Genomic DNA, 15,224 nt, shown 5'->3' with positions numbered 1-15,224 from the left:
TCCTGGTGCCTATGGCGATGTGGAACCACGCCGACCCATCCCGAACTCGGACGTGAAACGCATCAGCGGCGAACCTACTGGCAGGGCGACCTGCTGGCAACCTAGCTCGGTGCCAGGCCCACCACCCTAACCCAATCAAGAGGAACCCAATCAATAGGGGGGTTGGCTTCCGTCAAGCCTCTCTACCTGAAAGCTGACACCATTGGGTGAAGGCAAGCTAGTGAGGTAACAGTTTTGTCGACCATTAGCTTGCCATGTTACCTGCTCTACACCAGTTGGCTCGTTCTACCAGAGCGGTCTTCGTGTACGGCATGGGAGAGGGGGGGATGTAATCCAACTTCACGATCCCTATCCGTAGTTACTCTTGGCATCTATCGACATCTAGCAGCAGCAGTGAGCTTGCAGTCGGGGTTACGAGGGATCCTCAGCCCACAGGTGATCGACGAACCGAGGGGAGTGGGAGGATCCCTGGCGGACACGGAGGCTTTGATCCAGGTTTGGCATGGACGCGGGGAGGGGCAAATTTACATCTGGGTCAGGTTCCATGCTCCTTATTCTGGCCATCCTGAGAGTTTTGTCCAGGGATCCGCTCTAGCCCAAAGGTATGGAGTGGGGCTGCACACCCACTTGGCGGAAACTCGCCGGGGAGTGGAAACTCTACAGGCTCGCTATGGATTGACCCCGGTGCAGTGTTTGAAACGCTGGGGATCCCTGAGTGCTCAGACCTTGGCCGCCCACTGTGTGCATGTGGGGGCTGAAGAAATCGAATCGAGGAGATGCGGTTGGCGGTGTTTCTGCAGCGGTTGGGATCGGGGGATGGAGCTGCTCTGCCGGCGCAACAGGCTTTGTGGATGGCTACACAAGGCAGTGCCGCCTGTCTGGGTCTGGAAGGGGAAATCGGCAGCTTGGAGGTGGGCAAAAAAGCGGATTTGATCTTGCTGGATTTGCGCGTGGGCACCGCTAACCGCTATGCCAAAAAGCTCGCCACCTGCTTGTGAGAACCTGTGGGCTGCATTTTGACCGTGACTCTATTGCACAGCTCAAAGCGGCCCTCGTCCGGGCATATGCTCGAAGAATGTGTTAGGCGTCAGAGGAGCAGCGACAGCCTGGATCACAGATATAACCCCTGGTCATTCGTCAGTGGTGCGGAGCGCATTGGGGGCATCCTAACCCCGCCAGCGGGCTTTTGGAGCATCCTGTGAATAGCTCTCAGGGTGCTTGCACGGGCGGTGGGTTGTTGCGCAAAAACGGCTGTACGGCTACAAATCCCAACCCAAACGATCCAATGACTAAGACGACTGCAGCGGCCATCCAAAGTACGGCAGAGCCCTGGGATCCGTGATGTTGCTCCCGTACCCGCTGATAAATGCCGGCGGAATAGGCCGAGGAGTCTGCTTCACCGAGATAGGGATCCGGGCCGCTCATATCCTGCATCAACTCGTCCAGGGAAGGAACCTGGTAGCCAGTGCGGGGGTAGGGCTCGGCAGAGGTGTGGGTGGAAGGGTGGCGAAGGGAATCAAAGGAGGACGGGACAAAGCCGTTGGATGAGAAGGAGGGGGTCTCGTTGCGGGCCTGTCGGCGCTTGAGGCGATTCAAAAAATCGTAGCTGGGAGGGGCTTCCGGTTGGCCGGGATTGGCAGTCGGGCTGTTCTGTTGGAAAGAGGCTTCAGAAGCTGCAGCAACTTGGGCAGCCTGGCCATTTGCGTCAGCAAGCCGTAGGCTGATTTGCTGCAGGCGCTTCAGGGTGTGGCCCAATTGCCCCTGGAACTCTTGGGTGATGGCAGCGATCTCTCCGGACAACTGCTGATGCAGAGCACGCAGGCGCTGGTTTTCGGAGGAGAGCAGGCTTACCTGCTGACGGGCAGACTCCAACTCTTCGGCCACTTGTTGATACACCTGAATTGGCACCACCCCTGGCCCCGTCTCCATTGCGGCAGGGGAGCGAAAGCCACTGCGGGGCAAACCACCGGGGTTACCGTTGCTGTTGCGAGCGCCAGAGGGGTTAGAACCCCGAAAATCGTATTGCATAAATTGGGATCGACTCGGAAGGACGGGGGGCTGGAACAGCTTGACACAGAGGGATCCAAGATATCAGGGATCTCCAAGGATAGTGCTGAACACCGGCAATCTAAAGGCGTGCAGCTCTAGCTTTAGTGTAAGCCGCGATTGCTACCCCAAGCATACCGCTAAGCCTTTGGAATGGGCGATCTCTTCACAGCAATTTTTCCCGCCCACAAGCGTCATTTCCCCGCTGCTTCCAGGGAGGGCCGGCTTGCGCTGTCGTTCCCACGTCACGAATACTCCCCCACCAAGTCCGGGGAGCCTGAAGATTCGGAATCTGAGGCAGAGGAGTCCCGCAGCAGCCGCTCCAGATCCCGTCGCAGAGGTGGTTCCAACTGTTCCAGCTCATTGACAAAGTCTTTTATACCCTGAAACTGGCGATAAACGGAGGCAAAGCGCACGTAGGCCACCTCACTTAGGTGTTGCAGGCGCTCCAGCACCATCTCGCCGATGCGCAGGCTGGTTACCTCTTGGGCATCTTCCAATTGCAGTTTTTCTTCGATCTCATTGACCAGCTCTTCCATCTGTCTGACGGTGACGGGGGTTTTTTGGCAGGCACGCATCACCCCTTGCAGGATCTTGTTGCGGTTGAAACTTTCGCGGGATCCATCCCGTTTAATGACCATGATGGGCATGAACTCGATGCGCTCATAGGTGGTGAAGCGGTAGCCACAGGACATGCATTCTCGCCGCCGCCGCACACTCTGGCCACCTTCTGCCGAACGAGATTCCAAAACTCGGATTTCTTGTTTGCTGCAGCGGGGACATTTCATGGCTTGCAGTCCTTACAAAGCGACAGGTGGGTAGGAGGGTGCCTCAATTTTACCGGATGCTTAATCTTCTGGTGCTTAGACAGATTGCAAATGAGATGGACTCTGTTCGTCGAGTGCAGATTGCAAGGGATCCCACCAAGCAGCGGCTTGCGCCTGGATCTGGGCCTTCAGCTCCGGTTCCATGCGATCCAAATGGATCAATACCCATTTCATTCTGCCCAAGGGGGCTAAGAGGGATCGCTGACGCAACAGGAAGTCCCAATACAACGTATTGATGGGGCAGGCTTGTTTGCCAACCTTTTCGCTGGGATTGTAGCGGCAATGGCGGCAGTAGTCACTCATTTTGCGGATGTACTGAGCGGAGGCGGCATAGGGTTTGGTGGAGAGCATGCCCCCATCGGCAAAAAGGCCCATGCCGATGACGTTGGGCTGCATCACCCAGTCGTAGCTGTCGATAAACACATCCTGAAACCACGCTTCTACTGCCTGGGGCTGAATGCCACTGATGAGGGCGAAATTGCTGAGCACCATTAGCCGCTGGATGTGGTGGGCATAACCATGACGGCGAATCTGATCCAGGGTGTGCTGCAGACAGGCCATGTCGGTGTCGCCGGTCCAGAAGAAGTGGGGCAGGGGTCGGCGGTGGTCAAAAAAGTTCTTCTGGGCATAGCCGTTGGGCATTTGGTATTCGTAGAAGCCGCGCATGTACTCTCGCCAGCCCAGGATTTGTCGGATGAAGCCTTCGGCGGAGGACAGGGGGATCCCGCCGCGATGGTAGGCTTGTTCGACGGCAGCGATGACTTCGTGGGGGGTGAGCAGGCCCAAGTTGAGGTAGGGAGAAAGCAGCGAGTGGAAAAGGAAGTCTTCCCCGGCTTGCATGGCGTCTTGCCAGGGGCCGAAGTGGGGCAGGCGCTCGTGAATGAAATGATCAAGCACTTGCAGGGCTTGGGCGCGGGTGACGGCCCAGCCAAATCCTTCTAAGGATCCGAAGTGATGGCCGTAGTGTTGCCTAACTTTTGCGATGACAGCCTGGGTAATGGCATCGGGGGAAAAGGTGAGGGGCCGAGGATAGCGCATTCCCGGTTTGGGAGGATGGCGGTTCTCCCGGTCGTAGTTCCAGCGCCCCCCCAGGGGCTTGGGGCCGTCCATGAGAATGCGAAAGCGTTTGCGCCCTTCGCGGTAAAAGTCTTCCAGGAGCAGGCGCTTGCGACCTGAGGCCCAGTCGATAAATTGACGAGTACTCCAGAGGAAGTGGTTGTTTTCCACAACCAAGAGGGGGCAGGGGAGGGTGGATCTCAGATTTTCCACCTCCTCCCGGATGGGAATATCAGCTGGCTGCATGAGGCGGATCTGCTGCAGTTGATGTTGCTTGGCCCAGGTTTGCAGGGGCTCGGCATAGCTGTCGGCTTCCACGTAGGTGACCGGGTAGCCCCGCTGTTGCAGTTCTTGGGCAAAGTGACGCATGGCCGACCAGACCAGCACCAATTTCTGCTGATGGTGGTTGCGGGAGCTGGCCCACCGGTGAGATTCGATGAGAATGACGGGAACTCGGTCTGGGGATAGGGTCGAGAGGGAAGCGAGGGCGGATTGCTGTGGGTGGAGTTGATCCGCAAGGATCCAAACCCCTTCTGGGCCGGCAGATGGAGCGATCATGGGATGCTGAAGCTCTCGGTCTATGGGAGGAGCGCTGAGAATGACACAGGTTGAGTTTAGCTCTGGGGGGCAAGGCCAGGTGGCACCCAAATGTTTGCTGAATCTCGGCGGGACAGCTGAGGAGAGAGGATGATGCGGCAGACAGGGATCCCTTGCCTGCGGTGGTGGGCCGGGCTGGGGATGGTGGCCCTGCTGCTGCTGGTGATCTGGAATTGGACGGATCCCTTGCCGCCAGCCTGGGATGAGGCGCAGCATTTGTTGCAGGCGCAGGCGTTTGGGCTTCACCTGCAGCGGTTTCGCTGGGATGGGCTGTGGGGGCAGCAGTTTTTGCATTTGAACCAGCGCTACCCCCCTTTGGCCTATTGGCTGGGGATCCCCTTGGCAGTTCTACATCCGTTCAGCCGGGCGGACGGGCAGTTGCTCAACTTGGGGTTGCTGGGGGTGCTGGTTCTGGCAACGCAGCGGCTGGGACAGCGGGTCTATCGCTCCTGGGAAGTGGGCTGGCTGGCGGCGGCGTTGGTGCTCCTCTATCCGGGGATCACGGCTTTGGCCCACGTGTACATGTTGGAGTTGCCGCTGGTGGTGGCGGTGACGCTGGCGTTTTGGGCGCTGTGGGCCTATGGGGAGAAGCCTTCCTGGTGGGGGGCGGTGGGGGTGGGGGCGGGGGTGGCGGCGGTGCTGCTCACCAAGTGGACAGGGGTGCTGTTTTTGCTGCTGCCTTTGGTGGGAGTTGCAGGTCAGGCCCTCTGGCGCTCTGGGAAAGCGGTGGGGTGGTGGAAAGGGATCCCTTGGCCGGCGCGGCTGGCCCACTTGGCCTTGGGGATGGGTGTGATGCTGCTTTTGTGCTGGCCCTGGTATGGGGCCAATTGGCTGTTTGTGCTCAGCAATGGCTGGGCTTACGCCGAGACTGCCCACTACTACATCACTTGCCCAGCGGGATCCCTGTGCTGGTGGACTGCCTACTTGCGCCTTTTGCCCCTGCAGATGAGCCCTTTTTTGTGTGGGTTGCCGCTGCTGACGTTGTGGGGATCCCTGGACAGGCGAGAGGCAGTCTTGTGGGCCACCTACGGTTCGGGCTACCTTCTCTACACCCTGGTGGACATCAAAGATGTGCGCTTCACCCTACCTTTGCTGCCCCTCTTGGCCGTGTTATCAGCAGGCGGGATCCAAAAGGCTTGCCGGTGGTTGGAGGAACGCTGGGGTGCGTGGGCTTTGCAAAGGGGAGTCTGTGCAGGGCTAGTTCTGGGCTGCTTGGCCTTGGCCAATTTGGGTCGGCCCCTCACCCCAGGGGTGGCCCCTCTGTGGACGGGGATCCAGATGCGCTGGCAGGGGAAGCACCCCACGCAGGAGCTGACCCAGTGGATCCAATCCTTGATCCAGCCAGGTTTGACCACCACGCTGGGGGTTCTCCCCAACACAGAGCTGATCTCTTCCGAAACCCTCACCTACTTGGCGGCTCTTCAGCGCTGGCCGGTTACATTCCGCGCTGCTGGGCAAACCCCCTGGCCGGAGCTGGAGCTATCCTTGCTGGATGGGTTTGTGGATGCCGAAGGGGAACAGGGAATTATTGGCCCTTATGGCCCGACTAAGGAGCAGATCCGGCAGCACCTGCGCAGCAGCCCAGACTGGCGACAAGATCCGGCGGTGGAGTTGCCTACGGTGGGTCGGCTGCACACCTACTTCCCTCGCATGCCAAGAGTGACGGTGCAGAAGTGGCCTCTGGAAGCTGGGGAGGTGGAGCTGGTGGAGGTTGAGACGCTGTTGGAGCTGGGGATCCCGGCCTGGAAGTTGCGCTGGCAAGGCCCAGCTCAGAACTTGGCCCAGACGCTGGTTTGGGCGCGGCTGGAAGATGGGCAAGGACGGGTTTTGGAGAAGCGGGCCTGGGTGCTGGGGCAGAATCGCCTGCAGCTCAACTCAACAGGCGGCTGGCTGGTGGAAGAGATCTTGACGCTGCCCACAACCGACTTCCCAAGAGGTGGCCTTCTCCACCTGGAATGGCAGTCGCCCAAAGGGATCCGCCATTCCCTACACCAATCCTGGAGAGGATCCCTGTCGAGCTTCCCGAAGGAGGGATCCCCCCTTGTAACGGATCCCTTGTTTCCTCTCCGCGAGGCGGCCAGAGCTGCTGCCGCTGGGGATCTGCAGGCCCTCTCCCTTTATCTCAATGCCTGGACAACCCTGCAATACCCGACTTTTTTAACAGATCCAGATCGCGTCTTGGCTCGGCAATTGCTGGAGAGGGAATGGCAACAGGCTGCTGCCCAAGGCCAACCGAGCCAGCAAATCCAAAGCCACTACCAACTGGGCTTGATGTTGGCGGCGCTGTTACAACCAGAAGCAGCTCAGTTGCATTTTCAACAGATCGTCGAGCTGGATCCGGAAGACGAGTGGGCGCGGGCTTACCTGGGGTTTTTGCGAGTATTGTTCACTCACGACTTTGAGGGGATCCGGGGGTTGCGACAAGAGCTCTCGGCTGTGCTTCAGCCTCTTTGCCAGAAAACAGTTCAGGATTGGGATTTGAATTGGATTTGTGCTGCTCTTTAGCCACAAAGTCCAGCTCCATTTGAGAAACCTGGGAAAGAAGAAAGTCGGCAAAAGCTTTGGCCACCACCGAAAGACGTTTAGAGCGCAAATAGACCAAATGCCAGAACCCCCGAATGGGAAACTCTTCCACATCCAAAATAGCCAGATGATGCTGCCACCCCCCCAAGGCCAACACATGCTGAGACAAAACCGAAATGCCCAATCCACCCACAATGCCTTGGCGGATAGCTTCGCTGCTGCCTATCTCCATGCGAATGTTGAGCTTTAGGTTATGCTTCTCAAAAAGCCGCTCTACAGCCATGCGGGTGCCGGAGCCGGGTTCACGGGCTAAAAAAGGTTCTTGGGCAATCCGCGCCAGAGGGATCCCCTTTTGGCCCACCAGCGGATGATGAATGGGGGCCATCACCACCAAGGGATTTTCCAGAAAAGGTTGCGCCACCACGTCCAGATCTTCTGGCGGCATCCCCATCACGTAGAGATCGTCCATGTTGTTGCTCATCCGCTCCAAAACCTGCTGGCGGTTGATCACCTTGAGAGCTACGTCGATGCCGGGATACTGCTGACAAAATGGCCCCAGAAGACGGGGAATAAAGTATTTGGCAGTGGTGACCACTCCAATGCTCAGCCGTCCCTGCTTTAACCCCTTCAGGTCGGCAAGGGTCATCTCGAATTGATTCAATTGTTCAAAAATCTTCTCGCAGGTTTGGTGTAAAGCTCGCCCCGCTTCGGTGAGATACAGCCGCTTGCCCACCTGTTCAAACAGCGGCAACCCTACAGCTTTGCTCAATTGCTTGATCTGCATGGAAATCGTGGGTTGGGTCAGGTAGAGCTCTTCGGCAGCGCGGGTAAAGCTCAGGTGGCGGGCGGCAACCTCGAAGATTTGCAGTTGATGCAGGGTAATGGCCTTCATGGACAATCAAGAAAAGCTAAAGGTTTACTACTAAATCATAAGCGCTAATCTATGCCTTTTGGCGAGATCCCTAGGAGAACCTGGCTAACGGTCACAGTGGCGAAAGGGGCAAAACCGAAGAGCAAACCCCTGCCACTGGGATCGGAGGTCTAGTCATTCTAAACAGGAATGAAACATTTCTGTTGCACTACTCCCCAACTCCCCTCTCCCCGATGGAGAGGGATTAGAGGTGGCTGTAGAAGCGGCGCAGAGCGCTGAGAAGGTGTCTCAATCTAGATTGAAATAACTATAGGGATTGGCCAAGGGATTGCGCCGGTCTGGGCACAGGCGGCTGTTTTTTTCCAATAGCCGCTCTCTGGGCAGGAGAAGAGTACGATCGGGGCCATTCTCGGTGGAGGTTGAGGGTGCTGAGACTGCCGAAAAACCAAGGGATCCGCTGGCTTGCGGGTGTGCTGGGCGCACTGATATTGCTGGGATGGGGGATCGCAGCCCATGCCCAATTTCTGGGGCCGGGCCGTTTTCTTTTCCCGGGCTCTGGTTCTCGGCTTCAGGGCAGCCAGGAACCGGCGGGATCCCTGCTCAATGCCTTCTGTCAGCAACCGCCTGCGGAAGTGGCCCGCAAGTCTCAACTGCGCCAACAGGCCAACCGGTCAGATGTCGCCTGGGCCGAATACGCGCAGATTTTGGACGAGCATCGTGCCGCCTTGATTGCCTGCCGCAGCCAACGCTGGCCCCAGATCCAGGCCATCTGGGTACGTCTGCATCCCTGTGATGCCAATCCGGGCGTGTTGGATCAGGTGTTCGACCAAGTGGTAAACCTGGGCTACAACCGCGTCTTTATCGAGACCTTTTACGATGGCCGCTCTATTTTGCCGGATGGCGCAGGGGGGATCTGGCCCAGCTTACAGCCCAACGCCGACTTGTTGGATCTGGCTCTGAAGGCGGCGCGACGCCGCGGTTTGTCTGCTTATGCTTGGGTGTTTTCCCTCAATTTCGGTTACAGCTACGGACAACGGCCCGATCGACAGGTGGCCCTGGCCCGCAACGGTCGCGGCATCACCACCGTCTTGGATCCCGCTACAGCCCTTTCGGAAGACCTGGGCAGTCCTGGCGAGGTATTTGTGGATCCCTTTCATCCCCTGGCACGGCGGGATTTTGCCGAGTTGGTCCGCCGCATTCTACAGCGACAGCCAGATGGGATCCTTTTCGACTACATTCGCTATCCGCGTGGCTCAGGGGGATCCAGCGTGGCAGCCACCGTCCGAGACTTGTGGATTCATGGAGAGGCCGCTCGGAAAGCCTACCTCGATTTGGCAGAAAACCCGGCGGGTCGGGCATTGCTGGAGCGCTACCTAAGCCAGGGCTACATTGCAGTGGCAGATGTTCTCCATCTGGATGCCACCTATGCCGAAGAGCCCAGGTGGCGGCAGCCAGGGGATCCCTGGCCCAGCCCGACCGAGAAATGGGCGCTTTCCCCAGAGTTACTGGACTGGGCTGCCCAAGACATGGCCAGCAGGAATTGGCAGGGGGATCAGCTTTCCTCTGCAAAAGATTTACCAGAGAGTCTGGAGAAACCGGCGGATTCCAGTTCTGAGGCAGCAGCACCAACTCCTGCCCCTTCCCCCACCCCCAGCGCCGCCGTTCGCCAAGAACGTTGGCAGCAGCAGCTTTGGCAGCTGAGCGTCGAGTTTGCCCGCTACGGCGTTCTCGATTATCTACAGCAGGCCGCCCAACCCGCCCAGAGGCTGGGGATCCCGGTGGGGGCTGTCTTCTTCCCAGAAGGCAACCAAGCAGTAGGAGAAGGGTTTGACGCTCGTCTGCAACCCTGGGACCGCTTTGATCCGGGTATGGAATGGCACCCAATGGCCTATGCCAAGTGCGAGGATAGCTCCTGTGTGGCGCAGCAGGTGGAGCAGGTCCTGGCTGTGGCCTCTCCCCAAACCTTTGTCTGCCCGGCCATTGCCGGTCTATGGGGACAAGCCCAGCGGCAACGCCCCAGCCTGGAAACCCAAACAGCAGAGCTGGCCCGCCGCTTCCCGCAGTTGCCCTGTGTGAGTCACTTCGCCCTCTCCTGGATCGAGCCGGAGCTGGAGCGCAGCCGTCGCACCTGTCAACTCTAACGCCCATCCCAATCTGAAAGTTAGGAATTCTGAACTTATGAGCCCTGAGCAATTTGATCTGATTAACCGCCTGTTTCAACTGACCTTTCAGATCGGGGATCGCTTGGGCTGTGAATCCTCAGATCCTGCTCAATTGTTGCTGACCAACCGGCCCAGCCTGGAATCCAGTTGCACATTCTTTCCTTCCGATTTCACCTACGAAGCCTTGGATCCCCAAGTGTGGGCCGACTACATGGCGGAAGTTCCGGCCTTAGCGCAGATGGCGAATATTTTGCAACCTTATCCTTTCACCTGTGGCATTTATCGCCAAGACGAGGTTTCGTGGTGGATTTGCGCCTTTTGGGCAGCCCAAGAGGACTTGGGAACCAACTTGCTCTTGCGCGCCCACAGAGTCGAAACTTAGGCGCTTGAGCCCTATCTCCTCTCCCTCATCGAGACGGGGATCGGCGTTACCGGAATCAAAGGGGCTGATAGCAGTCGTGGTTTTTATTACCATCTATTTCAACTGATCGCGCTAGCGGGCCAGAGGCCTTAGCAGGAAGCAACCGGTCGTTTGTTTCACCTTGACGGTGAGATAAATGACTATGCGTTGTGGAACGGTTTATTGCAATTGACCTACTCGCGACCGCTATAGCTGGCTTCCGCCCAGAGCGTGAGCTGGGGGCCTTACGGCACTCCTTCGTAAATCACATAGACTCCGGCGCGCTCAGGCCGAGAATGCCGGTGAGGACGTTAAACAAAACCTGCTGCGTGGCCTGCACCAATTGGATGCGGGCTTGGGCCAAAAGGGGATCCTCTTTCAAGAGCGGCAAAATACGGCAGTTGTCGTAAAACTTGTTGAAATCGGCGGCGATGGCTTCTGCATAGCGGATGATCTTGTGGGGAGCGCGCTCTTCGGCAGCGGCGATCAGCTCATCCGGCAAGGCCAACAAGCGCAGCAGCAGGGCCCGCTCTTCTGGCTCTTTGTAGGGCAGTTTTTGTTGCTCCGTCAAAGGGACTTTGTTGGTCAGTTCAACCTTTTCTTCTTCCTGTAGCCGCCGCAGCAGAGTGCAACAGCGGGCATGGCTGTAGTGAACATACACGACCGGGTTATCGAAAGTTTGCTTGACGGCCAAATCCAAATCGAAGTTGATGGGGCTGTCCATGCTGCTGCTAAGCAAAAACCAGCGGGCTGCATCGACCCCCACGCCAATTTCTGGATCTTCGATCAGGTCATTGAGTGAGACAAAGTTGCCGGTGCGCTTGGACATGCGCACTTCGGTTTTCTCACCGGTTTGCGGGTCGGTTTTGAACAATTTGACAAATTGTCCAATCAAGATTTCCAGCTTGACATCTGGGCTGAAGGCACCCACCGCCGCCTTTAAGCGGCCGATATAGCCATGGTGATCCGAGCCAAGAATGTTGATCAGCCGGTGATATCCCCGCTGCACTTTATCCCGGTGGTAGGCAATATCGGCGGCTAGATAAGTGAACGAACCATCGGCCTTTTGCACCACCCGATCCTTGTCGTCGCCAAATTCTTGGGTTTTGAAATAGACGGCCTCTTCGGCCCCTGGCTTGGGATCCTCACCCCGCGGCGCTTTGGCTTTGTAGAGAAAGCCGCGCTCTTGCAGCTCCTGCAAAGCTTGCTGGATGGCGCTCAGGCCTGTCTGGGGATCGGGGGTGTGCAGGCGGCGCTCGCTAAACCAGTGATCAAACTCGGTGCGTAGTTGTTGCAGGGTCTGCTTTTGCCAGGCCAGCATTTCCCCATAGGCAAAATCGGTGTACTCCTCTAGGGTGGTGGGCAGAGGGCGGATCCCGGCTTTCACCTGCTCCAAGAGACGTTGGGCCATCTCGATCAAGTAGGTGCCGTGATAGGCATCTTCCGGCAAAGCGATGTCTTCCCCCTGCAGTTGCCGCACCCGCACCTCCAGAGACTGGCCCAAGAGCCGCATCTGGTTGCCGGCATCGTTGATGTAAAACTCCCGCTCCACCTGGTGGCCCGTCCAGTGCAGCAAGTTGGCCAACGTAGAGCCAACGGCAGCCCAGCGCCCATGGCCGACGTGCAAAGGCCCCGTCGGGTTGGCGGAGACAAACTCCAGCAGAATGCGCTCAGGATGGGGAATGGCTGTTTTGCCGAAGTTTTCTCCCAGATGCAGCAGCTCTTGCAAGCGCTTGGCCAAAAAGGGATCCCCCAGCCGGAAGTTGAGATACCCTCCTCCCGCCACCTGAGTTTCAATGTCCGGCAGATCCAAGTGTTTTTGCAGGGTTTGGGCGATCTGGGCCGGTGCTAGGCGGCAGAGCTTGGCCATGCCCAGGGGGGTGGGACAGGCGTAATCGCCGTAGCGAGGGTCGCTGGGGATCTGGATCACGGGGGCAATGGCTGCGGCTTGTGGGGGAGCCAGGGATCCCAGTTGCCCCGCCTCTGAGGCCCGTCGAATGCTCTCGGCTACGGCGGCGGTGAGAAACCGAATCAGCGAGGTGGATACGGGTTGAGTGGCCATGGCTGTTCGTGTCGGCAGACGTCGAGAGAGGTTCCAGGGATGCCTGGGGCAGTAAAAGCATCATCATATCGACAGCCAACCGGCTCTGACAAAATCTGACAAAAGAATAGATGCTCCTCCAGCCAAACTTTGCTTTTGCTCGCCTGCTTTGCGAAGATGGCTCTGACAAATTGACGGGACAGAGCTTTAGGCCAAGCTTTTGGGTACAAAGTATCACCGAATACAAAAGTTTAACTCTGCTTTGCTAAGTTGTTTGGCGGTAATGCTCGCCTTCCCGCTTGCGGATTTCTGCTGAGACAGCTGCTGTGGAGTTTACTAGTATGTCCATCCCGAAATCGTCGCGTCGTCAATTCCTTCAATCTGCTGCTGCGGCTGCCTCTTGGGTTGCCGTTGGAGGGCTAAAGGCGAGGGCTCAGAGCCGCGGGCCGCTTCTGGTTTCCCAGGGACTGACGCCCCTGAAGTTTACCCTCTCTTGGTTGCCCTCTTCGATGGATACCCCCCTTGTAACGGCGATCTTGAAGGGCTACTTCGCCGAAGAGGGGCTGGAGGTCACCTACGAGCGCGGCTATGGCTCCGCCGATTCCATCACCAAGATTGCCGCTGGCCAGTACGACCTGGGGGAAGGGGATCCCTACTCCATGATCGAGTTCAATGCCAAAAATCCGGACGTGCCCTTGGTAGCGATTTATGTCCACTTCAATCGCTCTCCCTTTGGCATCTACACCTTGAAAGATAAGGGCATTGGGGAGCCGGCCCAACTGGCGGGCAAGAAGCTAGGAGCACCGGCAGGGGATGCGCCGCGTCGGCTCTGGCCGGTCTTTGCCAAGCAAGTCGGCATCGATCCGGGCTCGGTGGAGTGGGTAACTATGGAGCCGCAGTTGCGCGAACCTTTCCTCATCCAAGGTCGGGTGGATGCCATCAGCGGCTTTATGACCTCGGCCATGCCCAATCTGGTGCGGGGCGGCGTCAGCTTGGAGGACATCACGGCTTTCCTTTACAACGACTATGGCCTTGAGCTGTACGGCAATGCGCTCATCACTCGTGTGCAATTGCTGCAGGAAAAACCGGAGCAGCTCAAAGCTTTTTTGCGGGCGTATGTTAAGGGTTGGCAAGACACCATCCGCGACACCGATGGCAACATGTTGGCCCTTCTGGACAAAGCCAAAGCCGAGGGGCAGGTGCTGGATATGGCAACTGAGAAATTGCGCCTCGCCCTGGCCATGCCGCGCCTGTTTGTTACCGATGAGGTGCGAGAAATTGGCTTGGGGGATGTGGTGCCCGCGCGTATGGAAACCTCAATTGCTCAGGTGGTGGATGGCTTTGGCTTGTCTAGCAAGCCCCCTTTGAAGAAAGTGTTTGACAACAGCCTGCTTCCCCCAAAATCCGAGCGGATGATCGGCTGATCTGGATGATCCGGTACCAACTTTGAGGCCTCTGTCTGTTGACTTTTGCAGACAGCTAGCCCTTCCTGCCAGCTGGTCAACTTTTCTCGATGACCGGTGAGAGACGTAGCTCAAAGGCCTACGGCCCGCTGTCGCGATTGGCTCTGTCATCCAAGCGAGATATTCCCAAAGCTTGTCCTGTTCACAGGAGGGAGCCCAAATTTCTCTTGAGGGGAGAACCGCAAGCGACCCAGAGCAGTGAGGAAATATCTCAAACTTTGTTTAAGGTTACTTAAACTTGGGAAACCAATGTGCTGGGAAAGGCAGCTTATGAGGGTTTAATGCCGGGGTGGCTTTTCCGATCCCGAAAAAAAGCTGAATAAGTGTGTGGCGCCCAGGGATCCCTTTTAACCTGGAGGGGATCACTAGGGAGTTTAGGCCCTTGGAAACTTTTGTTCTGATTAAGCAAGTTCCCGATCAAAACGCCAAGGCCGGCATCAACAGTGACGGCACGATCGATCGCGCCAAGGCCAAGCGGATGTTAAACCCTTTTGATCGCTATGCACTGGAAGCAGCTCTGCAAACCAAACGGCAACACGGGGCGAGAGTAACGGCAATTACAATGGGGCCACCCCCGGCCATTGAGGTGCTCTACGAGGCCATTGCCCACGGGGTGGATCGGGGTATTTTGATGACCGACCGCCGCTTGGCCGCTTCCGATACCCTAGCCACTGCCTATACTCTGGCCCAGACGGTTCGCTATGCTGGCCGGCCCGATGTGATCTTCTGCGGGCTCCAGACCACCGACGGCGATACGGCCCAGGTGGGGCCGCAGTTGGCGGAGCGGTTGGGGATCCCTCAGGTCACCTATTGCGAAGCCTTCGAGATTCGGGATGGGATCCTGGTGGCGCGGCGGGCCATTGAAGGGGGATCCCAGATCGTGATGGTGCCCCTGCCGGTTTTGATCACGGTGGCCAATTCCGCTCGGCGTTTGGCCTACCCCACCCTACGGGGTGTGCAGCGGGTGCAGCGGCTGATGCGGGATGAGGCGGCACGGGCCGAGGCGATCCAGATCCTCAACTTGGACGATGTGGGGGCAGACCCGGAGCGCTGCGGTCTCAAGGGATCCCCAACCATCGTGGCTGCCACCGAAAAAGTGGGGGAAATTGGTGGCAACTGTCAGATCTTTCAAGGGCAGTCCGTACCCCAACTGGTCAACCAACTAACTCAGGCCGTTGACCTCTTCCGCTACGCGGCAACTTCCTAGATCTTCTGCCTTGCATCCCTCTGGCCAATTC

General features: G+C 57.8%; 11 protein-coding genes, 1 rRNA gene and 1 pseudogene. 8 read left to right on the top strand and 5 right to left on the bottom strand.

Going from position 1 to position 15,224, the window contains the following annotated elements; translation table 11 throughout:
• Position 1 precedes the first annotated feature (1 nt).
• From rrf to ACVWYY_RS11475, 3 genes and pseudogenes are all read left to right on the top strand, one after another.
• Positions 2-118: ribosomal RNA gene (gene rrf / locus ACVWYY_RS11485) — 5S ribosomal RNA — on the top strand.
• Between the two features lie 116 nt (positions 119-234).
• A pseudogene (locus tag ACVWYY_RS11480) lies at positions 235-708 on the top strand (hypothetical protein); the annotation flags it as partial.
• Positions 709-776: 68 nt separating this feature from the next.
• Positions 777-998, top strand: a complete 222-nt coding sequence (locus ACVWYY_RS11475) for an amidohydrolase family protein (RefSeq protein ID WP_041436618.1) — start codon at positions 777-779, stop codon at positions 996-998.
• Positions 999-1,209: 211 nt separating this feature from the next.
• On the opposite strand, the gene ACVWYY_RS11470 is transcribed toward ACVWYY_RS11475, so the two are convergent.
• From ACVWYY_RS11470 to ACVWYY_RS11460, 3 genes are all read right to left on the bottom strand, one after another.
• A complete protein-coding gene (locus ACVWYY_RS11470) occupies positions 1,210-2,028 on the bottom strand; it encodes a hypothetical protein (protein WP_457403510.1) in 819 nt (272 codons plus the stop codon).
• Between the two features lie 263 nt (positions 2,029-2,291).
• Complete coding sequence (nrdR, locus tag ACVWYY_RS11465; RefSeq protein WP_414374563.1) at positions 2,292-2,834, bottom strand: transcriptional regulator NrdR; 543 nt, start codon at positions 2,832-2,834, stop codon at positions 2,292-2,294.
• A 75-nt stretch (positions 2,835-2,909) separates the two neighbouring features.
• Positions 2,910-4,487, bottom strand: coding sequence for a cryptochrome/photolyase family protein (locus tag ACVWYY_RS11460; protein ID WP_457403511.1), 1,578 nt, complete (start codon positions 4,485-4,487; stop codon positions 2,910-2,912).
• Positions 4,488-4,616: 129 nt separating this feature from the next.
• Here ACVWYY_RS11460 and ACVWYY_RS11455 point away from each other — a divergent pair, with 129 nt between their 5' ends.
• Positions 4,617-7,031, top strand: a complete 2,415-nt coding sequence (locus ACVWYY_RS11455; protein ID WP_457403512.1) for a hypothetical protein — start codon at positions 4,617-4,619, stop codon at positions 7,029-7,031.
• Here the strand turns inward: ACVWYY_RS11455 and ACVWYY_RS11450 are convergent.
• Positions 6,913-7,941 carry a LysR substrate-binding domain-containing protein gene (locus ACVWYY_RS11450; protein ID WP_457403513.1) on the bottom strand — a complete coding sequence of 343 codons (1,029 nt, stop codon included), beginning with the start codon at positions 7,939-7,941 and terminating at the stop codon, positions 6,913-6,915. The genes ACVWYY_RS11455 and ACVWYY_RS11450 overlap by 119 nt on opposite strands.
• A gap of 404 nt (positions 7,942-8,345) precedes the next feature.
• Here ACVWYY_RS11450 and ACVWYY_RS11445 point away from each other — a divergent pair, with 404 nt between their 5' ends.
• Positions 8,346-10,061 carry a hypothetical protein gene (locus ACVWYY_RS11445; protein WP_457403515.1) on the top strand — a complete coding sequence of 572 codons (1,716 nt, stop codon included), beginning with the start codon at positions 8,346-8,348 and terminating at the stop codon, positions 10,059-10,061.
• Between the two features lie 37 nt (positions 10,062-10,098).
• On the top strand, positions 10,099-10,464 hold the full coding sequence (locus ACVWYY_RS11440) for a hypothetical protein (RefSeq protein ID WP_011433539.1): 366 nt from the start codon (positions 10,099-10,101) through the stop codon (positions 10,462-10,464).
• A gap of 283 nt (positions 10,465-10,747) precedes the next feature.
• Here the strand turns inward: ACVWYY_RS11440 and argS are convergent, their stop codons facing one another.
• Positions 10,748-12,544 carry an arginine--tRNA ligase gene (gene argS / locus ACVWYY_RS11435; protein WP_457403516.1) on the bottom strand — a complete coding sequence of 599 codons (1,797 nt, stop codon included), beginning with the start codon at positions 12,542-12,544 and terminating at the stop codon, positions 10,748-10,750.
• A gap of 320 nt (positions 12,545-12,864) precedes the next feature.
• Between argS and ACVWYY_RS11430 the strand changes: the two genes are divergently transcribed.
• Positions 12,865-13,947, top strand: a complete 1,083-nt coding sequence (locus tag ACVWYY_RS11430; RefSeq protein WP_457403517.1) for an ABC transporter substrate-binding protein — start codon at positions 12,865-12,867, stop codon at positions 13,945-13,947.
• Between the two features lie 421 nt (positions 13,948-14,368).
• A complete protein-coding gene (locus ACVWYY_RS11425) occupies positions 14,369-15,193 on the top strand; it encodes an electron transfer flavoprotein subunit beta/FixA family protein (protein WP_414331223.1) in 825 nt (274 codons plus the stop codon).
• Positions 15,194-15,224 lie beyond the last annotated feature (31 nt).

Source organism: Thermostichus sp. MS-CIW-34, assembly GCF_054060435.1.
The sequence above is the reverse complement of the archived record's forward strand: the minus strand, read 5'-3'. Positions and strand labels throughout refer to the sequence as shown.